General features: G+C 71.6%; 22 protein-coding genes. 12 read left to right on the forward strand and 10 right to left on the reverse strand.

Annotated elements, in window-relative coordinates:
- Positions 1–206: 206 nt before the first annotated feature.
- On the forward strand, positions 207–407 hold the full coding sequence (locus H293_RS0100300) for an SCO2195 family GlnR-regulated protein (RefSeq protein ID WP_007381532.1): 201 nt from the start codon (positions 207–209) through the stop codon (positions 405–407).
- A gap of 68 nt (positions 408–475) precedes the next feature.
- Complete coding sequence (locus tag H293_RS0100305) at positions 476–1,177, forward strand: DUF4191 domain-containing protein (RefSeq protein WP_020115884.1); 702 nt, start codon at positions 476–478, stop codon at positions 1,175–1,177.
- 63 nt (positions 1,178–1,240) lie between these two features.
- Here the strand turns inward: H293_RS0100305 and H293_RS0100310 are convergent, their stop codons facing one another.
- On the reverse strand, positions 1,241–2,497 hold the full coding sequence (locus tag H293_RS0100310) for a lipase family protein (RefSeq protein ID WP_020115885.1): 1,257 nt from the start codon (positions 2,495–2,497) through the stop codon (positions 1,241–1,243).
- A gap of 171 nt (positions 2,498–2,668) precedes the next feature.
- Positions 2,669–3,139, reverse strand: coding sequence for an RDD family protein (locus tag H293_RS0100315; RefSeq protein WP_007381535.1), 471 nt, complete (start codon positions 3,137–3,139; stop codon positions 2,669–2,671).
- A gap of 200 nt (positions 3,140–3,339) precedes the next feature.
- On the opposite strand from H293_RS0100315, the gene glnA reads away from it, so the two are divergent.
- From glnA to pspAB, 5 genes are all read left to right on the forward strand, one after another.
- Positions 3,340–4,749, forward strand: coding sequence for a type I glutamate--ammonia ligase (gene glnA, locus H293_RS0100320; protein WP_020115886.1), 1,410 nt, complete (start codon positions 3,340–3,342; stop codon positions 4,747–4,749).
- A gap of 131 nt (positions 4,750–4,880) precedes the next feature.
- Positions 4,881–5,138, forward strand: a complete 258-nt coding sequence (locus tag H293_RS0100325) for an SCO2583/SCO2584 N-terminal domain-containing protein (RefSeq protein ID WP_020115887.1) — start codon at positions 4,881–4,883, stop codon at positions 5,136–5,138.
- 92 nt (positions 5,139–5,230) lie between these two features.
- Complete coding sequence (locus tag H293_RS0100330) at positions 5,231–6,706, forward strand: hypothetical protein (protein ID WP_020115888.1); 1,476 nt, start codon at positions 5,231–5,233, stop codon at positions 6,704–6,706.
- A gap of 121 nt (positions 6,707–6,827) precedes the next feature.
- Positions 6,828–7,751, forward strand: a complete 924-nt coding sequence (htpX, locus tag H293_RS0100335; RefSeq protein ID WP_028807418.1) for a zinc metalloprotease HtpX — start codon at positions 6,828–6,830, stop codon at positions 7,749–7,751.
- 2 nt (positions 7,752–7,753) lie between these two features.
- Positions 7,754–8,338: a PspA-associated protein PspAB gene (gene pspAB / locus H293_RS0100340; protein ID WP_020115890.1), complete on the forward strand. Its 585-nt coding sequence runs from the start codon at positions 7,754–7,756 to the stop codon at positions 8,336–8,338.
- A gap of 10 nt (positions 8,339–8,348) precedes the next feature.
- Here the strand turns inward: pspAB and H293_RS0100345 are convergent, their stop codons facing one another.
- The gene (locus H293_RS0100345) at positions 8,349–8,651 is read right to left on the reverse strand and encodes a hypothetical protein (protein ID WP_020115891.1); all 303 of its coding nucleotides are present in this window, start codon (positions 8,649–8,651) and stop codon (positions 8,349–8,351) included.
- Between the two features lie 234 nt (positions 8,652–8,885).
- Between H293_RS0100345 and H293_RS0100350 the strand changes: the two genes are divergently transcribed.
- Positions 8,886–10,502, forward strand: a complete 1,617-nt coding sequence (locus H293_RS0100350; RefSeq protein WP_020115892.1) for an alpha/beta fold hydrolase — start codon at positions 8,886–8,888, stop codon at positions 10,500–10,502.
- Positions 10,503–10,562: 60 nt separating this feature from the next.
- On the opposite strand, the gene H293_RS0100355 is transcribed toward H293_RS0100350, so the two are convergent.
- Complete coding sequence (locus H293_RS0100355) at positions 10,563–11,903, reverse strand: DUF2252 domain-containing protein (RefSeq protein WP_020115893.1); 1,341 nt, start codon at positions 11,901–11,903, stop codon at positions 10,563–10,565.
- A gap of 256 nt (positions 11,904–12,159) precedes the next feature.
- Between H293_RS0100355 and H293_RS0100360 the strand changes: the two genes are divergently transcribed.
- The gene (locus H293_RS0100360) at positions 12,160–13,353 is read left to right on the forward strand and encodes a winged helix DNA-binding domain-containing protein (RefSeq protein WP_020115894.1); all 1,194 of its coding nucleotides are present in this window, start codon (positions 12,160–12,162) and stop codon (positions 13,351–13,353) included.
- 48 nt (positions 13,354–13,401) lie between these two features.
- Here the strand turns inward: H293_RS0100360 and H293_RS0100365 are convergent, their stop codons facing one another.
- Positions 13,402–13,716, reverse strand: a complete 315-nt coding sequence (locus H293_RS0100365; RefSeq protein ID WP_007381544.1) for a hypothetical protein — start codon at positions 13,714–13,716, stop codon at positions 13,402–13,404.
- Between the two features lie 165 nt (positions 13,717–13,881).
- Here H293_RS0100365 and H293_RS0100370 point away from each other — a divergent pair, with 165 nt between their 5' ends.
- Both H293_RS0100370 and H293_RS0100375 read left to right on the forward strand, forming a co-directional pair.
- Positions 13,882–14,244: an arsenate reductase family protein gene (locus tag H293_RS0100370; protein WP_020115895.1), complete on the forward strand. Its 363-nt coding sequence runs from the start codon at positions 13,882–13,884 to the stop codon at positions 14,242–14,244.
- Between the two features lie 106 nt (positions 14,245–14,350).
- Positions 14,351–15,016 carry an RlpA-like double-psi beta-barrel domain-containing protein gene (locus H293_RS0100375; protein WP_020115896.1) on the forward strand — a complete coding sequence of 222 codons (666 nt, stop codon included), beginning with the start codon at positions 14,351–14,353 and terminating at the stop codon, positions 15,014–15,016.
- A gap of 2 nt (positions 15,017–15,018) precedes the next feature.
- On the opposite strand, the gene H293_RS0100380 is transcribed toward H293_RS0100375, so the two are convergent.
- On the reverse strand, positions 15,019–15,909 hold the full coding sequence (locus H293_RS0100380; protein WP_020115897.1) for an alpha/beta fold hydrolase: 891 nt from the start codon (positions 15,907–15,909) through the stop codon (positions 15,019–15,021).
- A gap of 67 nt (positions 15,910–15,976) precedes the next feature.
- On the opposite strand from H293_RS0100380, the gene H293_RS0100385 reads away from it, so the two are divergent.
- Entirely contained in the window at positions 15,977–16,426 is a 450-nt protein-coding gene (locus tag H293_RS0100385; protein ID WP_020115898.1) for a MarR family winged helix-turn-helix transcriptional regulator, read from the forward strand.
- A 198-nt stretch (positions 16,427–16,624) separates the two neighbouring features.
- Here H293_RS0100385 and H293_RS0100390 read toward each other — a convergent pair whose 3' ends face one another.
- The 4 genes from H293_RS0100390 to glnII form a co-directional block, all read right to left on the reverse strand.
- Positions 16,625–17,623, reverse strand: a complete 999-nt coding sequence (locus H293_RS0100390) for an NAD-dependent epimerase/dehydratase family protein (RefSeq protein WP_020115899.1) — start codon at positions 17,621–17,623, stop codon at positions 16,625–16,627.
- Positions 17,624–17,683: 60 nt separating this feature from the next.
- On the reverse strand, positions 17,684–18,238 hold the full coding sequence (locus tag H293_RS0100395; protein ID WP_020115900.1) for a winged helix-turn-helix domain-containing protein: 555 nt from the start codon (positions 18,236–18,238) through the stop codon (positions 17,684–17,686).
- Between the two features lie 77 nt (positions 18,239–18,315).
- Positions 18,316–18,438: a hypothetical protein gene (locus tag H293_RS59765; RefSeq protein WP_020115901.1), complete on the reverse strand. Its 123-nt coding sequence runs from the start codon at positions 18,436–18,438 to the stop codon at positions 18,316–18,318.
- 143 nt (positions 18,439–18,581) lie between these two features.
- Positions 18,582–19,610, reverse strand: coding sequence for a glutamine synthetase (gene glnII / locus H293_RS0100405; protein ID WP_020115902.1), 1,029 nt, complete (start codon positions 19,608–19,610; stop codon positions 18,582–18,584).
- Positions 19,611–19,655 lie beyond the last annotated feature (45 nt).

The raw sequence follows: 19,655 nt of genomic DNA on the forward strand, positions 1-19,655 counted from the left end.
GCTCGGTAGTGGCCGGTTGACGCGGTCCCGGACATCCCCGCAGATAGGGGGGTCATCGGGGCCGCGTCCGTGTTTTCGGGCGGAGCATCAGGGCTTCATGGGCGTTTGACCGGTCGGTCACGCCCTGGTAACACCAATCAGTGACCCTGGTTGTACACCCCGTGCATCACTCACCAGAGCCGCCATCCCGAGGGGGGACCCCCATCATGCAGGCCGCGCCGGTTCGCGCCACCGCCATTCCGTCCTTCTCCACTGCACTGCGTGCCGTCGAGTCGCTGCTCATGAGCAGCGGCCAGCGCACCGCCCGTCGCAACGCCTGGACCTCCGTCCTGGAGGACCGCCGCCGCGCCAAGGACCGGGTCGAGGTGCAGCGCGTGCTGGACCAGACCTTCACCGTCAGCTCCTGAATCCCTCCCCTTCCGAGGGGCGGACACTGCCGTCGTCGGCGTCTGCGGGGCCACGTAGACTTCGGGGCATGGCGAGAAGTGACAGTGCGGCGGATGCCGCGAACAGCGGGCGACTGAAGCAGATCGCCCTGACGTACAAGATGACCCGCAAGGCCGACAAGAAGATCGGCCTGGTACTCGCGGGTGTCTTCCTCCTCATCCTCGGCGTCTTTCTCGCCATCGGTTTCCTGATCGGCCACCCGGTCTACCTCGGCATCCTGGGCTTCCTGCTCGCCTTCCTCGGGACGGCGATCATCTTCGGGCGCCGGGCCGAGCGGGCCGCGTTCGGGCAGATGGAGGGCCAGCCGGGTGCCGCCGCGGCCGTACTGGACAACATCGGCCGGGGCTGGACGACCACCCCCGCGGTGGCGATGAACCGCAGCCAGGACGTGGTGCACCGGGCCGTCGGCAAGGCCGGCATCGTCCTGGTCGCCGAGGGCAACCCGAACCGGGTCAAGGGCCTGCTGGCCGCCGAGAAGCGGAAGATGAACCGCATCGTCGCGGACGTACCGGTGCACGACATCCTCGTCGGCACGGGCGAGGGCCAGGTGCCGCTCAAGAAGGTGCGGACCACGATGCTCAAGCTGCCGCGTGTGCTGACCGGCCCCCAGGTGACCGCCACCAACGACCGGCTGCGGGCGATGGGCGACCTGATGAGCAACATGCCGCTCCCGAAGGGCCCGATGCCGAAGGGCATGAAGCTGCCGAAGGGCGGCGGCAAGGCCCGCTGAGTTTTCTCGTACGACGATGGGGGCGCCCGGTGTGACACCGGGCGCCCCCATCGTCGTAGCGGATCAGCAGTCGTTCTGGGCGGACCTGCCCGCGAACCGGTCGCCGAGCCAGGAGACGACATCGCCGACGGCCTGGTTGTCGGTGAGCAGATGGTCGCCGGCGTAGATCTTCCAGCCGGTCCTCACGCCCGCCGCGCAGTAGGCGGTGCGGACGGCGTCCTCGGTGGCGGTGGGGATGACCTCGTCGAGGGCGCCACGGTACTGGAGGACCGGGAAGGCGATCTTGTGGGTCCCGAGGTTCACACCGAGTTTCTGGGCGTCCAGGACCTGGCCCCAGGTGCGGCCGTCACTGCCGCGCTGCTGGTAGAGCTGGTCGAGGCTGAGTCCGGCCGTGGTGAGGTCCTTGATGCGCTTGCCCGCGAGGGCGGTGACGGTGCCGGCCAGGCACACGGACTTGGCGGTCTTCACGGCCTCCTTGCCCTGGTCGTTGAGGAGCGAGTCGAGGGGCAAGGTGGGATAGGCGGCCTGGATCCCGACGGCCGCGTCGGCGAGGAACCCGGCGAAGGCGCTGCCGTCGAGCCCGGCCGCCACCTGCTTCAGATCACCGGGGATGCCGCCGGACGCGTCCCCGACCACGTTCAGGTCGGGTGCGTAGGACGCCGCCAGCTGGGCCGCCCACAGGCTGGCCGCGCCGCCCTCGGAGTAGCCCCACAGACCGACGCGGGCCTGCCGGGACAGGCCGCTGCCCGGTACGGCGGGGGCGGCGCGGGCGATGTCGAGCAGGGCGTGGCCGGAGTCGGTGCCGGCGACGTAACGGTGGGTCTGGCCGTCGAGGTAGCCGGGACCGTCGGTGGCGGCGACGGCGTAACCGGCCTTGAGCAGGGCCGCGATGTTGTCGCCCTCGTACTCGTCCTGGTAGGCCCCGGCGAGCTGCTTGGAGAACGCGCACTGGGGGCCGAGGCCGAGGGTGCCGGGGTGGAAGGCGACGACGGGGCGGGTGCCGGAGCCGGTCCAGGGCGCCGTGGGGACGGCGAGGGTGCCGGAGACGGCGACGGGCCGGCCCTGGTTGTCGGTGGAGCTGTAGCGGACCTTCCACGCGGACATGGCGATGGTGCCCGGCACCTGGTGCAGCGTCACGGAACGGCAGGCCAGCACGGTGCCCGGGGTGGCGGGGACGGTGGCGGGGGGTGCGTAGACGTCCGCGTCGGCGGCGGTGCAGGCGGCCGCGGCAGAGGCCTGCGGTGCTGCGGAGACGAGGCCGCCGCCCAGCAGAGCGGCGGTGAGGGCGGCGAGGGCCGTGACAAGGGCGGAGCTCTTCATCGGTCCGGAGGGTCCCTTCGCAACGGGGGAGGGTTGCTTGGGTGCCAGACGCTAGGAGCCCGAACCTACTGACCAATAGTCAGTAGCCGCGCATGTTCGTCGCCGGGACTGTCAGCACGCGACAAGGCCGCGACGAGGACGCGACAAGGACGCAGAAGACGCAGGACGTCGTCAGATCCGCACTTCCACGGTCTTCGCGAGCCGGTCGTGCAGGCCCCTGCCGTCGCGGTCCCAGATCAGGGCCGGGAGGGCGAGGCAGAGCAGGACCGTGCGCAGGAGGGCGCGCGCCGGGTTCACGCGGCCGGTGTCGAGGGCGACCACGCGCAGGCCGAAGAGGCGCTTGCCCGGGGTGAAGCCGATGGTGCCGACCGTGAGGACGCCCATCACGAAGAAGACGAGCAGCGACCAGTTCGAGGTCGAGGGGTCGCCGTAGCTCTGGGTGATCAACCGGGATGCAATCAGGACGCTCATCGCCCAGTCCACGGCGAGGGCGCCCAGCCGTCGCCCGGGGCGGGCGATCGACCCCGGTCCCTCCTCCGGCAGGCCGAGCTGCTGTCCGCGGTATCCGAAGTCGATACCGGCATCCTCGGCGGCCGCGCGGGGGCCGGAGAGCCACGATCCGATTGCATCCCTCTTGTCCACGCGTCCACGGTACTGCCAGCGTTTCGGGATACGGACAGGTGGGGCCGGGCCGACGATGTCCGGTTAACTTGTGCGAAACAAATGGGTCACGCCCGAGAAACCACCCGTCCCTAGGGTCGTGGACAGCGTGTGCCACCGCACTGGCCGCACGAACGAACTACCACCCCGGTCCAGGAACGGTCGGGAGTAGGAGGAGCTGGATGTTCCAGAACGCCGACGAGGCCAAGAAGTTCATCGCGGACGAGGACGTCAAGTTCGTCGACGTCCGATTCTGCGACCTGCCGGGCGTCATGCAGCACTTCACGCTGCCCGTCGAGGCGTTCGACCCGGACGAGGAGCTCGCGTTCGACGGCTCGTCGATCCGTGGCTTCCAGGCCATCCACGAGTCCGACATGGCGCTGCGCGCGGACCTGTCGACCGCCCGGGTCGACTCCTTCCGCCGTGACAAGACGCTGAACATCAACTTCTTCATCCACGACCCGATCACCGGCGAGCAGTACAGCCGTGACCCGCGGAACGTGGCGAAGAAGGCCGAGGCCTACCTCGCCTCCACCGGGATCGCCGACACCGCGTACTTCGGCCCCGAGGCCGAGTTCTACGTGTTCGACAGCGTGCGCTTCGCCACCGGCGCGAACGAGTCCTTCTACCACATCGACTCCGAGGCGGGCGCCTGGAACACCGGTGCGCTGGAGGACAACCGCGGTTACAAGGTCCGCTACAAGGGCGGCTACTTCCCGGTCCCGCCGGTCGACCACTTCGCCGACCTGCGTGCCGAGATCTCCCTGGAGCTGGCCAAGTCCGGCCTCCAGGTCGAGCGCCAGCACCACGAGGTGGGCACCGCCGGCCAGGCCGAGATCAACTACAAGTTCAACACGCTGCTCGCCGCGGCCGACGACCTCCAGCTCTTCAAGTACATCGTGAAGAACGTGGCCTGGCGCAACGGCAAGACCGCGACCTTCATGCCGAAGCCGATCTTCGGTGACAACGGCTCGGGCATGCACGTCCACCAGTCCCTGTGGACCGGTGGCCAGCCGCTCTTCTACGACGAGGCCGGTTACGCGGGCCTGTCGGACACCGCCCGCTACTACATCGGCGGCATCCTCAAGCACGCCCCGTCGCTGCTGGCCTTCACCAACCCGACGGTGAACTCGTACCACCGCCTGGTCCCGGGCTTCGAGGCCCCGATCAACCTCGTCTACTCCCAGCGCAACCGCTCCGCGGCCATGCGTATCCCGATCACGGGCTCCAACCCGAAGGCCAAGCGCGTCGAGTTCCGCGCGCCCGACTCCTCCGGCAACCCGTACCTGGCCTTCTCGGCCCTGCTTCTCGCGGGCCTGGACGGCATCAAGAACAAGATCGAGCCGGCCGAGCCGATCGACAAGGACCTGTACGAGCTGGCTCCCGAGGAGCACGCGGGTGTCGCGCAGGTCCCGACCTCCCTCCCGGCCGTCCTCGACCGCCTCGAGGCCGACCACGAGTTCCTCCTCCAGGGCGACGTCTTCACGCCGGACCTGATCGAGACGTGGATCGACTTCAAGCGGACGAACGAGATCGCCCCGCTCCAGCTGCGTCCGCACCCGCACGAGTTCGAGCTGTACTTCGACGTGTGATCGACGCGTAGGCCGTCCCACGGCGGTCTCACGGCTGTTCTACGGCGCCCCCGTCCCGGTTTCTCGGGACGGGGGCGCCGTCGTATGGTTTCTGGCACGACTGTTCGAGAAGAGTGACGGGGGTAGGGGCGATGCCCGAACAGGACGACACGGAGCGGGAGTTCGACCTCAGGTGGGCCGACGGGGCCGAGTTCAAGGAGCCCTCGGCACGGGCCCGGATGCTCGCCGCCCGCTGGAAGGAGAACCCGCCGAAGCCTCAGCCGTTCCGCGCCGATCCTGGGCCGCGGACGCCTCGCCGTTCGTCCTGGCGCTCGACGGCGATCGTGCTCGGGAGTGTGGCGGTGGTCATCCTGCTGCTGGGGTACGCGAACCTCCGGGCGTCGTACTAGCCGCGCCCCACAGGGGGTGAGCAGGCAAATCGCGGGGCGTTTCGCGCTTGCGCCGCCTACGATCTCCGGACACATCGAGGCCGGGAGCGGGCATGGGCGGGGACAGCGGGAACGGGGCAGCGGCGGCGGTGCGCCTCGCTGAGGGGGCAGCGCTGCGGGAGGCGGTCGACACGGCCGACCCGGCCGCCTGGACCGCGCTGGACGCCGGGGTACGGGAGATCACTCCGGGTCCGGACTGGCTGCCGGCCTGGGAGAGGACCGAGGCCGCACGGACACTGCCGGGGGCCCTCACCGGCGGCTCCGACGCCCGGCCGCTCAGTGCGGGGTGGCTCGCGCTCGGGCTGTGCCACCGGCAGGGCAGGATCCGGGCGGCGGCTCTGGAGCGCGCCGCCACGCTCCCTCAACTGCTTCCGCTCATGGTCGTGCGGTGCTCCGACTGGGTACCGCCGGTGCGTGCGGACGCCCGGCGGCTGCTGGCGGAGGTGCTCGACGCCGAGTCCGCGGTACGGCTGATGCCACTGATCCTGCGGATCGGGCGTCGGGACCGGGGCGACTTCGTCACCGACCTCGCCACCCGACTGCTGCGCGCCGCGCCCCGGGAGACGCTCGCGCCGCTGTACACCGACGCCGACCGGACCGCGCGGCGATACGCCTACCGCCTCGCCATCGAGGAGGGGTACCTCTCCCCCGCCGAGCTCGCCCGCGCCGCCGCCCGGGACACCGACCTGGTCATCCAGTCCCGGTGCGCGGACGCGGCCCTGGCGGGACTCGCGCGGAGGGGTGCAAGCGGGCAGGCCGGCGCCGTAGCGGATCGCGACGCCTACGACGACGTACTCGAACCGCTGCTCGGTGCCCGTGGGGCGCAGGCCCGGGCGGCCGGGGTCACCGCGTTGCGGCGGGCCGGGCGGAGCCGTCGGGCCGAGGGGTATCTCGGGGACCGGGCCGGGGTGGTGCGGGCCTGTGCCCGGTACGTCCTCCGGCAGGCGGGAGACGATCCGCTCACCTGGTACCGCGAGCGATGCGGGGCGGGCGGCCCCGCGCTGCCGGCCGGGGCCGTGAGCGGGCTCGCGGAGTGCGGGGAACGGGCCGACGCCGAACTGTTGCGGGCGCTCACCTCGCACGCGGTGGCGGCGGTGCGGGCCCGGGCCGTGGCCGGGCTCAGGGCGCTGGACGTCACGGACGTAGCGCGGATGCGGGAGCTGCTGGACGATCCCGCGCCCGGGGTCGTACGCGAGGCGGCCCTCGCGCTGCTGCCCTCCGCCCCAGTGCTGGACGAGCGGTGGCTGATGCGACGGCTGGCGCCGGAGCGGCCTCGGCAGGTGCGGGTCTCCGCGTTCCGGCTGCTCGACGCGCACGAGGGGCTCGTACGGCTGCGGGCGGCCGTCGCACTGATCGACGACCCGGACGACCGGCTGCGGTACCGGGCCCGGCAGTCCGTGCAGCGTTGGCGTCCCACGGCCGATGTGCCGCGCGGGTCGGCGGAGGTGGGCGAGCTGCTGGACCGGGCTCGTCTCCTCGACATGTACACCGTGCACAGGCTCAAGTGGGAGGCGGGGGTCAGGGCCTGAGGGGAGGCCGGGATCAAGGTCTGAGCCTTTGCTGGTCCTAGGGCTGATCGGGACCGCTTCATGGGCAGCGGCGGGTGCACACTGAAAGGTGGGACGAGTGCCTGACTGCGGGGTGGTGCAGATGCGGAGTCGTTTCCGGAGCGACCGGCGGCTGACCGTGCGGATGACGGTCACGATGTTCCTGCTCGGACTGCTGTACGTGGCGTTCGTCGTCGCGTTGATCGTGGTGCTGAAGTCCTGGCTGATGGTGGTGGGGCTGCTCGCCGTGATGTTCGTGGCGCAGTTCTGGTTCTCCGACAAGATCGCGATGTTCGCGATGCGCGGGCGGGTCGTGGGGCCCTCGGAGTATCCCGAACTGCATGCCGTGGTCGACCGGTTGTGCGCGCTCGCGGACATGCCCAAGCCCGTGGTCGCGGTCTCCACGATGGGCATGCCGAACGCGTTCGCCACCGGCCGCAACCCGGACAACGCCGTGGTGTGTGTGACGACCGGGCTGCTCGACCGGCTGGACCCCGCCGAGCTGGAGGGTGTGCTCGCGCACGAGCTGTCGCACGTGGCGCACAAGGACGTCGCCGTGATCACCATCGCGTCCTTCCTCGGGGTGATCGCCGGGCTGATCGTGCGGTTCGCGTTCTACAGTCAGCTGTTCGGCGGGCGGAAGGACCAGAACACCGCCGTGATCTTCGCCGCCGTGATGGGAGTCTCGGCGGCCGTGTACGCGCTCAGCTTCCTGCTGATCAGGGCGCTGTCCCGGTACCGGGAGCTGGCGGCGGACCGGGCGGCGGCCCACCTCACCGGCCGGCCCTCGGCGCTCGCGTCCGCGCTCACCAAGGTCTCCGGAGAGCTCGCCCGCATCCCCACCAAGGACCTGCGCACCGCCCAGGCCTTCAACGCCTTCTACTTCACCCCGGCCACCGGCAAGGAGCCCGGCATCGAGCGGATCTTCTCGACCCACCCGTCCCTGGAACAGCGGCTGGAGCAACTGGGGCGGATCTCGACGGAGTTGGGTGAGGCGGCGACGCCCGGGAACAGCAAGGCGGAGTGAGGATGGGGCTGCTGGACATCCTGCTCGGGCGCACGAAGCCCGTCGCGCCCGATCTCGACCAGCTCTTCGCGCTGCCGTCGGCGGCCGTCACGCTGGAGGCGGCCGCCTCCTTCACGCCGACCGGGCGCGGGGCGGTGTGCTTCGCCACGGTCGAGGGAGCGGCCTTCGAGCAGACGCACCGGGAGGTGCAGGCCCTGCTGGACGCGGACGCCGACCGGGACGGCCCGCCGGTGCGGCTCACCAGGGACGAGTTCGGCTACTCATGGCTGGTCTCCGAGCGCACCCCGGACCAGCTGCCTCAGCTGGTCAACGACCTGCACGCGGTGAACAGTTCGATGGAGGTCAACGGCTTCGGGCCGCAACTGCTGTGCTCGCTCGCCGGGTTCCAGGACACCGAGGGCCGTTCCCTCGCGCTGGTCTACCTCTACAAGCGCGGCACCTTCTACCCTTTCGCGCCGCTCCCCGGCGAGGGACAGCGGCGCGACAACCCGCTGGAGCTGCGGGTGAAGGCGGCGCTCACGAACGATCTGCGGATCGAGCAGGACCTGAACCGCTGGTTCCCCCTGTGGGGCGCCCCCGGCCTCTGAGCCCCTGGCCCTATCTCTCGCGCGTCTGCCGACGGGACTCCAGAGGACGCTCGCGGCGGTACCGGCGGTCCCACCTGGCCTGCTTGTCCCGGCGGTCGCGATAGGCCCGGTAGCTGCCGGGCACGGCCCCCGAACCACCGCCGGACGAACCGCCCGACGAGCCCGACGAGCCGCCTGACGAGGACGCCGAGGCACCGCCCCGGCCGTACTGCATGTACACGAAGAGCAGGGCTACGGCGGCGAGCCACCAGGTGTGGTTCCCGAAGCCCAGGATGACCAGGACGACGGTCCCGGAAAGGACGATGGTGCCCATGACGGGCCTCCGTGTGCGTGGGTGTGGTGTAGAAGACTAGCCCCCGATGCACGGGGTGATGCCTGCCCTGCGCGAAGAGGTGGCGGGAGGCTCCGTAACGCGTATCCAGCGTAGGGAATCGCTCACTCGGCGTGCATCTCCTTTTCCCGCGGCCCGGCGCGGAGGGCGCAAGTGCCGTGCGTGAATGGGAAGATGAGCGGACTCTCTCCTGTCACACCCGAGCCTGTCCCACCCATGCCTTTCGTCCAGGCACACGACGGTGAACGCCTCAGCGGGGTGTACGGCGGCGGTCCGGCCGCGGCCACCGCCGTGCTGCTGCACGGCGCGGGCAACGGCAGCAAGGAGCGGTTGCTGCCGCTGCTCGACATGTTCCTGGCACACGGCATCCGCGCACTCGCCTTCGACTTCTCCGGGCATGGTGAAAGCTCCGGCGGTCTGCGGGAGTTGAGTCTGCGCCGCCGGTTCGAGCAGGCGGTCGCCGTGATCGACGCGCACGTCCCGGCGGACGGGCCGCTGGTGCTGGTCGGCTTCAGCATGAGCGGGCAGACGGCGGCGGACCTCGCCCGGCACTACGGCGAGCGGGTGGCGGCGCTGGGGCTGTGCGCGCCCGCCGTGTACGCGGGTGAGGCCTGGGACGTGCCGTTCGGGCGCGGCGACGGGGAGTTCAGCCAGATCATCCGTCGGCCGGACAGCTGGCGGCGGTCCCCTGCGCTCGACGTGCTGCGGGCGTACGAGGGGCGGGCGGTGCTCGCGGTACCGGGCACGGACGCGGTGATCCCGCCGGAGGTGACCGAGGCCGTGCAGGAGGCGCTGGCTTCCCGGTCCCAGTGCACGCGCCTCGACCTGCCGGATGCCGACCATCAGTTGGGCCTACGGCTGCGTGATCACGCGGGCGAGCGGCGGGAGTTGGTGTCCGCGCTGCTGACCGGACTCGGCGACCGCGGGTGGACGGCGACGCGGGGCTGGGTGGCCAAGCAGCTCCCCGAGGGCCGTACGGTCGTCGACTCGGGCTGCCTGTCGGGAGGTTGGAGCTCCCAGATGCGCCGGCTCACCCTCGACGACGGCACCGAGCTGGTCCTGCGGTCGTTCGTGAAGCCGTTCTTCCGGCGGCACGCCCCCGGTCTGCTGAACCGCGAGGCCGCGGTCCTTGCACTGCTCGGCGACGCCGGAGGTGTTCCGGCCCCCGCGCCCGTCGCCGTGGACGCGACGGCCGAACACTGCGACCATCCCTCGCTGTTGATGTCCCGGCTGCCGGGGCGGATCCGGGTCGACGAGGAGGATCTCGAACAGCGGCTGGACCTGCTGGCGGCCCAACTCGTGCGGATCCACCGGGTCGTTCCCGAGGAGCGGCCGCGCAGCTATCAGGCGTGGACCTGGCCGGAGAAGGTGCGAGGCGTGCGGGGCCCGCTGTGGGAACGGGCCGTGGACGTGATCCGCCGCGACCCGCCCCCGTACGAGGGCCGCTTCCTGCACCGGGACTTCCACCCCGGGAACGTGCTGTTCACGGGGGCGGGAGCCGAGCTGCGGATCAGCGGGGTGGTCGACTGGGTGGAGACCTCCTGGGGACCCGCCGACCTCGACGTCGCCCACTGTTCGACGGCCCTGGCCCTGCTCCACGGCCCCGAACACGGCCTCTCCTTCCGGCAGCGGTACGAGGCGCACGGTGGACACCGGCTCGCCGACGGACGGGACCACTTGTACTGGCGGCTCCTCGACGCCCTCGCCTACTGCCCCGACGCGGCGAAGTTCGCCGGGCCGTGGCGCGAACTCGGACGCCCCGATCTGACACCGGAGGTGCTGGCCGGACGGCTGGAGACCTATGTGCGGGAGTTGGTGGAGCGGTACGGGTGACGTGAGCCGACGGGGCGGACACGGTTGGGCGCGCGGGTCGGTGCCGCCGCTCGCGGGCCGTCACTCGCCCGGGGCCGCCCTGACGACGCCTGCCGCGATGGCGGCGCACAGGGCCGCGTGGTCGGACGTGGTGCGGGCCGCGTAGGCGAGGGCGAAGTCGGCGATCGCCTGGTCGAAGGTGTCGGCGCCGCCCAGGTACGCGGCGATGGCGATGCGGTCTCCGGAGCGGGCGTGGGCGCGGGCCAGGGTGGTGCCGCACAGGCGGGCGTAGGCCCTGAGGTCGGCCGGGGGCATGCCGGCGACGTCCGCGGACCCCTTCGTGTCACGCAGTCGGCGCCAGTAGAAGGCCCGCCCCTGCGGTCCGCTCATCCAGCCCAGGAAGATGTCGCTCCTCGCCTGGAGCAGGCGCTGGCCCACGACCACACGGCGGCCGGGATGGACGTAGGGGCCGTTCGGCAGATGTTCCTCCAGTACGGACGTCCGCGCCTCCTTGAGCTGCAGGAACAGCGGGTCGTCGAGGTCCCGTCCGGCCAGCAGCACGATGAAGCAGCGCATGCCGACGCTTCCGACGCCGACGACCTTGCGGGCCGCGTCGACGAAGCGGTAGCGGTCCAGGAGCAGCCGGCGTTCGTCGGAGAGCGTGGAGCGGTAGTCGCTGAAGATCTTGCGCAGGCCGGCCATGTCGGGGCCGCCGGCCGGTTCGAGGAGCGGCGGGTCGTGGATGATGCGGCGGCGGCCGTCGACGACCTCCGTGAGCTTGCCGAGGGCCTGGAGGCTGGTGCGGCGGCGGGCGCGGGTGAGGCTGGAGTCCACGCGCCGGCGGTGGTGGCCGGAACGGACGAACGGCAGCAGGCTGTCGGCGTCGACGTCCGAGTACCACACCTCCAGCTCGCCCATGCGGGCCAGTCGGCGCATGGCCGTGCGGTACGCGGTGACCGCCTCCCCCGCCGCCCGGTGGGCCTTGTCCTCGCTGTGCCCGTTCTCGCGGGCGGCCACGGCGACGCTCGCGGCGAGCCGTTTGACGTCCCACTCGAAGGGGCCGGGGAAGGTCTCGTCGAAGTCGTTGAGGTCGAAGAGGAGGGAGCGCTCCGGGGAGGCGTACAGACCGAAGTTGAGCAGATGGGCGTCTCCGCAGAGCTGCACGGTGAGGCCGGTGTGGGGCTGGGCGGCGAGGTCGGCGGCCATCACGGCGGCCGCGCCGCGCAGGAAGGAGAAGGGGGAGGAGGACATCCTGCCGTACCGGATCGGCAGCAGTTCCGTGAGGCGGTCGCGGCCTTGTCGTTCCAGTACGGCGACGGGGTCGGGGCGGTCGGCGGAGGGGATCCAGCCGGCGTGGGCGGAGCGGGGGACGCGTTTGCGGGCCGCGCGACCGCGGTCCTGTGGAGTGCCGGGGATGCTCATGGGCCGTGTCTCTGCGTCACGCTCGCCTCCTGGTCGCCGGTGTCCTTCACCTCCTCCTCGCAGTGAAGGGCTGGAGGGGGATGGTGCGCATGCCGGATACGGCAATCGGGTGACCCGCGCTCCGTTGGATGTGCGGCGATGTGCCGTCCGGACATGCGGCCATGTGCCGTCGTTCGTCTGCGGCCGTCGTGGCTGGTCGCGCCGTCCCGGTGCTCCTGTCGGGCGCGTTGTCAGTGGCCTGCGTCAAGATGGGCCCATGGGTGACGGGGAGCGGTACATCGGGGTGGAGGAGCGGCGGGCTCGGCTGGCGCTGCGCCATCAGCTGGCGGGCGGCGCCCGCGTGGGGAGTCCCGAGGAGGTGGCCGACGCGCTGGTCGCGCTGCACGGGTCCGACCCGGCGACCGTGTACCTGGCGGTCGGCGCGCGGCTCGTGGATCCGGCGCGGACCGTCGCCGAGACCGAGCGGGCGTTGTACGAGGACCGGTCCCTGGTGCGGATGCACGGCATGCGGCACACCGTGTTCGCGTTCCCGACCGAGCTCACCGCGGTCGTGCACGCCTCGACCGGTCTCACGGTCGCCGCACGGGAACGGGCCGCGCTCATCAAGGACATGGCGAAGGCGGGTGCCCCGGACGCGGTCTGGCTGAAGGAGGTCGAGGAGTCGGCGCTGGCCGCGCTCGCCCGGCGCGGGCAGGCGACGGCGTCGGAGCTCACCGAGGACGAGCCGCGGCTGCGGGAGCAGTTCGTGTACGCGGCAGGGAAGAGCTACGAGGGCGTCCACACCGTCGTGAGCCGTCTGCTGAGAGTGCTCGGGGTGGAGGGCAAGGTGGTGCGCGGGCGGCCGCTCGGCACCTGGATGTCCTCGCAGTTCCGCTGGGCGGTGGCGCCGCCGCATCCCGAGCTCGATGCGGCCGGGGCCCAGGCGGAGTTGCTGCGGCGCTGGCTCGCGGTGTGCGGCCCGGCCACGGAGGCGGACCTGAAGTGGTGGACGGGCTGGAAGGTGACGGAGGTGCGCCGCGCTCTCACGGCGATCCGTGCGGTGCCGGTGACCGTCGACGAGGGCCCGGCCCACGTCGTGGACGGTGACGACGGTCCGGTCGCGGAGCCCGTGGAGCCCTGGGCCGCACTGCTTCCCGGACTCGATCCGACGGCGATGGGCTGGCAGCAGCGGGACTGGTATCTGGCGCCCGCCCTGCGGCCCGCCCTGTTCGACCGCAGCGGCAACGTGGGGCCGACGGTGTGGTGGAACGGCCGGGTGGTGGGCGGTTGGGGTCAGCGGCCCGACGGGGAGATCGTCTGGCGGTTGCTGGACACCGAGGGCGTGGGGCGCGAGGCGGAGGCGGCCATCGCGGTGGAGGCCACCCGGTTGCGGGAGTGGGTGGGGGCGACTCGGGTGCGGCCCCGGTTCCGGACCCCGCTGGAGAAGGAACTGGCCGAACCCGCGGGCTGACCGGAACGCCGGGCGCCCGTGGAACAGGAGGGCACCCGGCGCCACGGCCTACCGCGAGTAGCGCATCAGCGCCCGCACCATGTGGCACGTCGTGTCCGACGGTGGGTGGACGCCGATCATCTCCGCCGCGTCCCGGATCGTCTCGTTGCGGGCCTGGTTCGGCACGTAGACGCCGGAGTCGAGCAGGGCGATCGCGAGCCGCATCGCCTTGAGGCGGCGGTTGTGGGTGACATACCACTCGCGGGGACGGCCCGGCGGCAACGGGCGCTTCTCCACGGGGGTGTACGGCAGGTCGAGCAGCACGGGGTGCTTCGCGGTGGACTGGGTCGGGAACGGCTTCGGCTTCAGTGCGGCAGCGGGCACAGGCATCCTCCTGTCGCGGTAAGGACGACGGCCGGGGAGTCCGGCGACGCCCTCGAACACTGGTTTTATTCTACCGCCCGCCACTGACAAAAGCCCCTGGCCACAAGGGCTTTCGGGGGTGCTGTGACGCAGGTGGACAACGGGTTTTCGCGTACCGTGAGTGCCATGGAGATCTGGATCAATCCGGCCTGTTCGAAGTGCCGCAGCGCGATCAGCCTGCTCGACGCGGAGGGGGCCGAGTACACCGTCCGCCGCTATCTGGAGGACGTCCCGAGCGAGGACGAGATCCGCGGGGTGCTCGACCGGCTCGGCCTCGAACCGTGGGACATCACCCGCACCCAGGAGGCCGCCGCCAAGGAGCTCGGCCTCAAGGACTGGGCCCGGGACGACAGTTCGCGCGACCGCTGGATCGCCGCGCTCGCCGCGCACCCCAAGCTCATCCAGCGTCCGATCATCACGGCGGACGACGGCTCGGCGGTGGTCGCCCGTACCGATGACGCCGTCCAGGACGCTCTGTCCAGGAAGTAGCCGGATGTGACGCAGGTTACGTCACCCGCCTCCTGCGACCACTGAGTAACTTCGTTCGGTATCTCGTACATAGCGGCGTACGCTCCCCAACTCTCAGGAGTCGCGAATGTCGCGCAGGAGAACGCTCGGTACGAAGAAGAAGATCGCGCTGCTGGTGAGCGCGGCGGCGGTCGCGGGTGGTGGGGCCTTCGCGATGGCCAGCACCTCGAACGCCGCGACTCCGCAGACGGCGGCGGAGTCGACGGTCTGCCAGGGTCTCGCCACCGCGCTCGGCAACAACCAGCGCTTCATCGAGGGGCAACGGGCCCAACCCGACGCGCAGTCGGCGGCCCGGATCGCCAACCGGGAAGCGGTGATCGCGCAGATCAGGGTGCAGCAGAAGGCGTCCGGTTGTGTGGTCGGGGAGTCGGCTCAGGGCTCCCAGGCCGCCGCGGGACAGCCCTCGCAAGCCGCGCCCCCGTCAGCGCCCGCCGCCTCCCAGACCCCCTCGACCGGGAACGCCGCCCCCGGGAACGCCGCCTCCGGGCAGCAGGTGTGCAAGGGCTCGACCGTCACGCTGTCCGGTGAGGCCGGTGCGCCCGCCGCGTCCAGCAACCAGTTCCCGGCCGGTACGACGCTGAAGGTCACCAACCTGGACAACAACAAGTCCACGACGGTGAAGGTGACTTCGGTCTCCGGCAGCTGTGCGCTGCTCAACAACGCGGCCTTCGAACAGGTACGGGAGCCCGGCAAGTTCCTCATCCGCCGGGCCGTGATCGAGAAGGTGGGGTGAGGTCATTCGGAGCGTTCCGCTAGGAACTCGCTGAGGCGGTGGGCGAGTTCGGGAGGTGCGGACTGCGGCAGCGCATGGTGGGAGACACCGGGGACCACGTCGATCTCCGCCCGCGGCAGCAGTCCGCCCGCCCGGACCGCCACCTCGTAGGCGTCATGGGTCCTGCTGTTCGCGGCCACGAGCAGCAGGACCGGCGTTTTCAGGGCGCGCAGTGCGTCCGGGGCGGGGCGCGGGCCGGTGACCGGCCGGGCGGCGGGGAAGCCGGCGGCGGCCTCCTGGAGGCGGAGCCAGTCGGGATCCAGGCGGGCTCCACCCGTCTCGTCCGCCGGGGCGGCTCCCCCGGTCTCCCACTCCAGGAACGCGCGCACGCGGGCCGGCGTGGGGCGCAGCAGCATCGGCAGGGCGTGCAGCAGATACGCCGCCTTGAACCCGGCGAAGCACTGGGTCGGGTCCAGGAGGAACAGGCGGCGAATCCGGTCGGGGGCGCGCAGGGCGTAGTGCAGGGCGATCCAGGCGCCGTAGGAGTGCCCGCCGAAGTCGGCCCGGGTGACGCCGAGTCCGTCGAGGAGGGCGTCCAGCCAGGCGGCCAGGTCGGCGACCGTACGGGGGTGACGGCCGGCGGCCGGTGCGCTGCGGCCCGGGGCGCCGACCAGGTCGACGGCGAGGATGCGGCGGGTGCGGACGAGGGGCGCGGCCTGGGCGTACCAGGACGCGGAGGTCGCTCCCCCGCCGCCGGGCAGCAGGACGAGTGGGGGCGCGTCGGCCGGGCCGCACGCGGTGACGTACGTCGCGCCGAACGCGGTGGGCACCTGGATTGCCTCCCGGCCGGCGGGCCACTTGGTCAGCACCCTGTCGTAGGCGGCTTCGAACGCGTCGCCGTCGTATCGGCCCATCGATCCCTCCCGTATTATCTCGTCCAGCGAGATACTCGATGAGCGAGATAGTAGTGGGAGGTTGCACATGCCGTCCCAGGGACCCGAGAGGGAGATCGTCCATCTGCTGCGTGCGGTGACCGTCGAACTCGGCCTGCACAGCGCCCGGTTCGCGCAGCGCAACGCCATGCACCCGACGGACGTACGCGCCTTGATCGCCCTCATGGACGCCTCCCGCGCGGGCGAGGAGATGACGGCGGGACGGCTCGGCGCGGAGCTCGGGCTCAACTCGGCCGGGACGACCTCGCTGATCGACCGGCTGGAGCGGGCCGGTCATGTGCGGCGGGTGCGGGGGCGGGAGGACCGGCGCAAGGTGGTCGTCGAGGTGGACGAACGCGCGGTGGAACTGGGCCAGGCCTTCTTCGGCCCGCTGATCGGGCGGGCGGTGGAACTGCTCCAGGCGTACGACGAGGGGGAACGGGCGGCGATCCGGGGGTTCCTGACGGGGGTGCGGGAGGCGGCGGCCGAGGGAACCTGACCTCTCGCCACCGGGCCCCCACCCGGGACCCGCATCTCAGCCGCGCTCTCCAGCCGCGAGCGCCTTCGCCTCCGTCTCCTCGTCGACGCCCAGCACCGGGCGGTCCGGGCACTGCACCGCCAACCCAGGAAGCGGCGGCCCAGGGCACCCCACCCCCCACCACCCCCCACCACCCGGCCCCCACCCGGGACCCGCATCTCAGCCGCGCTCTCCAGCCGCGAGCGCCTTCGCCTCCGTCTCCTCGTCGACGCCCAGCACCGGGCGGTCCGGGCGCTGCGGGGCCACCCCGCCGGTCTCCCGCAGCCAGTGCCAGGTGTCGGCCACCGTCTCGGTGACGGGACGGCAGCGCAGGCCCGCGGCGGCTGCCCGGGAGGTGTCCGCGCCGTGGAGGGTGGTGTGCAGGTCGGTGTCCGGCGGGACCCACACCGGCAGGCCGGTCCAGGGGGCGATGCCCGCGGCGCGGACGGTGTCCGGGTCGGTCCAGCACAGCTCGGCCTTCGAGCCGGTCACGGTTACGCACGCGTCGAGGAGTTCGCCCATGGTGGTGTGGCCGCGCGGACTGACCAGGTTGTAGAGGCCGGCGTCCGCGGCGCCCAGCGTCCACTGGGCCAGGTCGCGGACGTCGACGTACTGGAGGGGAAGGTCCCGTGGTCCCGGGGCGAGGACCCGGCCGCCGCGGGCGATACGGCCCAGCCACCACGGCAGGCGGCCGATGTTCTCGTACGGGCCGAGGATCAGTCCGGCCCGGACGAGGAGGGAACGGTCCGCGCCGAAGGCGTCCAGGACGGCCAGTTCACCGCCCCGTTTGTCCCGGGCGTAGTCGGTCTGGTCCGCGTCGGCCGAGGCGCCCTCGACGACAGGCGCGTCCTCCGTGTACCCGGCCGGCTGCGGCCAGGTGTACACCGAGCAGCTCGACACGTACGCGTACCGGTCGGCGCGGTCCCGCAGCAGCCGTGCCGTGTCCCGGACCGCGCGGGGCTCCGCCGACCAGGTGTCCACGATCAGATCCCAGGGGCCCCCGTCGGCCAGAGCGGTGAGGCCGTCGGGCGCGGTGCGGTCGCCGTGCAGCGACCCCACCCCGGCCACGGGCGCGTGCCGTCCCCGGTGGAAGACGGTCACGTCCCAGCCGTGCTCCAGGGCCGCCTCGGCGACGGCCCGCCCGACGAACTCCGTACCACCCAGCAGAAGAAGTCTCATGCCGGTGACTGTGCCCGCCCGGGCGGCACGGGGGAACCCGGATCTGCCGTGGGCAGAGGGTCAGTCGCCGGTCGGCGGGGTGTACTTGTAGCCGACCCGCCGCACGGTCTGGATCGCGCCCCGGAAGTCCGCGCCCAGCTTGCGGCGCAGCCGGGCGATGTGGACGTCGACGGTACGGCCGTCGCCCACGTGGCCGTAGCCCCAGACCGTGGTGACCAGCTGGTCGCGGGTGTGCACCCGGTGGGGGTGCTGGACAAGGTGGGCGAGGAGCTCGAACTCCAGGTAGGTGAGGTCGAGTTCCCTGCCGTTCACCTCGGCGGTGCGCTGCACGGTGTCGATCCGCACGAGGGCGTCGCCGGCGTCCGTGGCCTTCGGCTCCGGCGGGAAGGGCGGGTGCTGGTCGGCCGGGACGAGCACCAGGTAGCCGATCATCGGGGGCTGGCCCGGCAGGGTGGGAAGGGTGTGCTGGGGAGCGGGCAGCCAGGTGGCGCCCGGCGGAAGGAACTCCGCCACGTGCGGTACCTCGTCCGGGCCGACGGCTCGCAGCCGGTGCCGTGCGCCGTTCTCGGACGGGGTGGGGAGGGTGGCGGTGGAGAGGGAACGAGTGGTCGCCATGAGGTCAGCTCTTTCGCGCGAGAGGATCGTCGGAGGACGTACGTCTGCGCGCTGGCCGAAGGCCGGGGTGTACGGCTTTAGAGGGCCGGCGCGTTCGTCGCGCGGCAACACACCCGGTCGAAGTCGTGGTGCTGACGGGAGGGCCAGAAGGGCTCAAGGTCATGGCGACCCGTCGCGGTGATCTTCTGGAAGCTGGCCATGAACCCATTGAAGCAGACACCGGCCCGCAGCAGGAGTCTCCTCTCACTGCTCGGACACTTCCCTGACGTGAAATCGGTGTGGCACAGCGCCGAGGGGCGCCCACCGTGGCCGGTGGACGCCCCTCGGGGAGCAGCGGCGGGGATCAGACCTGGCCGGCCTTCTCCAGCGCGGAGCAGCAGGTGTCGACGATCAGGCGCGTGACGACGTAGGGGTCGACGTTGGCGTTGGGACGGCGGTCCTCGATGTAGCCCTTGCCGTCCTTCTCGACCTGCCACGGGATACGGACCGAGGCGCCGCGGTTGGAGACGCCGTAGGAGTACTCGTTCCACGGGGCGGTCTCGTGCAGGCCGGTCAGGCGGTCGTCGATGCCGGCGCCGTAGTTCTTGACGTGGTCGAGCGGCTTGGAGCCCTCGCCCAGCGACTCGGCTGCGGTGATGATCGCGTCGTAGCCCTCGCGCATCGCCTTGGTGGAGAAGTTGGTGTGCGCGCCCGCGCCGTTCCAGTCGCCCTTCACCGGCTTCGGGTCCAGGGTCGCGGCGACGCCGAAGTCCTCGGCGGTGCGGTAGAGCAGCCAGCGGGCCACCCACAGGTGGTCGGAGACCTCCAGCGGGGAGACCGGGCCGACCTGGAACTCCCACTGGCCGGGCATGACCTCGGCGTTGATGCCGGAGATCGCGAGACCCGCCTTGAGGCAGTTGTCGAGGTGCGCCTCGACGACGTCACGGCCGAAGATCTCGTCCGCGCCGACACCGCAGTAGTAGCCGCCCTGCGGGGCCGGGAAGCCGCCCTTGGGGAAGCCGAGGGGGTAGCCGTCCTTGAAGAACGTGTACTCCTGCTCGATGCCGAAGATCGGCTCCTGGGCGGCGAACTTCTCGGCGACCTCGACCAGCGCCGCACGGGTGTTGGACTCGTGCGGCGTCATGTCGATGTTGAGGACCTCGCACATGACGAGGATGTCGTCGCCGCCGCGGATCGGGTCGGGGCAGGAGAAGACCGGCTTGAGGACACGGTCCGAGGAGTGGCCCTCGGCCTGGTTCGTGGAGGACCCGTCGAACCCCCAGATCGGCAGCTCCGCGCCCTTGGCGTCGTCCGCAAGGATCTTCGTCTTGGAACGGAGCTTGGCCGTCGGCTGGGTGCCGTCGATCCAGATGTACTCAGCCTTGAAGGTCACGGGCCACTTCCTTCGGGGATGTGTCTACGCACTGCGGGTGCTGCG

The sequence above is a fragment of the Streptomyces canus 299MFChir4.1 genome (assembly GCF_000383615.1).
In the GTDB taxonomy this organism is placed as follows: Bacteria; Actinomycetota; Actinomycetes; order Streptomycetales; family Streptomycetaceae; genus Streptomyces; species Streptomyces canus_C.

Excerpts from the sequence above, each read along its gene's own strand:
- H293_RS0100300 (WP_007381532.1), top strand. The coding sequence starts at position 207 with ATGCAGGCCGCGCCGGTTCGCGCCACCGCCATTCCGTCCTTCTCCACT.
- H293_RS0100305 (WP_020115884.1), top strand. The coding sequence starts at position 476 with ATGGCGAGAAGTGACAGTGCGGCGGATGCCGCGAACAGCGGGCGACTG.
- H293_RS0100310 (WP_020115885.1), bottom strand. The coding sequence starts at position 2,497 with ATGAAGAGCTCCGCCCTTGTCACGGCCCTCGCCGCCCTCACCGCCGCT.
- glnA (WP_020115886.1), top strand. The coding sequence starts at position 3,340 with ATGTTCCAGAACGCCGACGAGGCCAAGAAGTTCATCGCGGACGAGGAC.
- H293_RS0100325 (WP_020115887.1), top strand. The coding sequence starts at position 4,881 with ATGCCCGAACAGGACGACACGGAGCGGGAGTTCGACCTCAGGTGGGCC.
- H293_RS0100330 (WP_020115888.1), top strand. The coding sequence starts at position 5,231 with ATGGGCGGGGACAGCGGGAACGGGGCAGCGGCGGCGGTGCGCCTCGCT.
- htpX (WP_028807418.1), top strand. The coding sequence starts at position 6,828 with ATGCGGAGTCGTTTCCGGAGCGACCGGCGGCTGACCGTGCGGATGACG.
- pspAB (WP_020115890.1), top strand. The coding sequence starts at position 7,754 with ATGGGGCTGCTGGACATCCTGCTCGGGCGCACGAAGCCCGTCGCGCCC.
- H293_RS0100345 (WP_020115891.1), bottom strand. The coding sequence starts at position 8,651 with ATGGGCACCATCGTCCTTTCCGGGACCGTCGTCCTGGTCATCCTGGGC.
- H293_RS0100350 (WP_020115892.1), top strand. The coding sequence starts at position 8,886 with ATGCCTTTCGTCCAGGCACACGACGGTGAACGCCTCAGCGGGGTGTAC.
- H293_RS0100355 (WP_020115893.1), bottom strand. The coding sequence starts at position 11,903 with ATGAGCATCCCCGGCACTCCACAGGACCGCGGTCGCGCGGCCCGCAAA.
- H293_RS0100360 (WP_020115894.1), top strand. The coding sequence starts at position 12,160 with ATGGGTGACGGGGAGCGGTACATCGGGGTGGAGGAGCGGCGGGCTCGG.
- H293_RS0100370 (WP_020115895.1), top strand. The coding sequence starts at position 13,882 with ATGGAGATCTGGATCAATCCGGCCTGTTCGAAGTGCCGCAGCGCGATC.
- H293_RS0100375 (WP_020115896.1), top strand. The coding sequence starts at position 14,351 with ATGTCGCGCAGGAGAACGCTCGGTACGAAGAAGAAGATCGCGCTGCTG.
- H293_RS0100380 (WP_020115897.1), bottom strand. The coding sequence starts at position 15,909 with ATGGGCCGATACGACGGCGACGCGTTCGAAGCCGCCTACGACAGGGTG.
- H293_RS0100385 (WP_020115898.1), top strand. The coding sequence starts at position 15,977 with ATGCCGTCCCAGGGACCCGAGAGGGAGATCGTCCATCTGCTGCGTGCG.
- H293_RS0100390 (WP_020115899.1), bottom strand. The coding sequence starts at position 17,623 with ATGAGACTTCTTCTGCTGGGTGGTACGGAGTTCGTCGGGCGGGCCGTC.
- H293_RS0100395 (WP_020115900.1), bottom strand. The coding sequence starts at position 18,238 with ATGGCGACCACTCGTTCCCTCTCCACCGCCACCCTCCCCACCCCGTCC.
- H293_RS59765 (WP_020115901.1), bottom strand. The coding sequence starts at position 18,438 with ATGGCCAGCTTCCAGAAGATCACCGCGACGGGTCGCCATGACCTTGAG.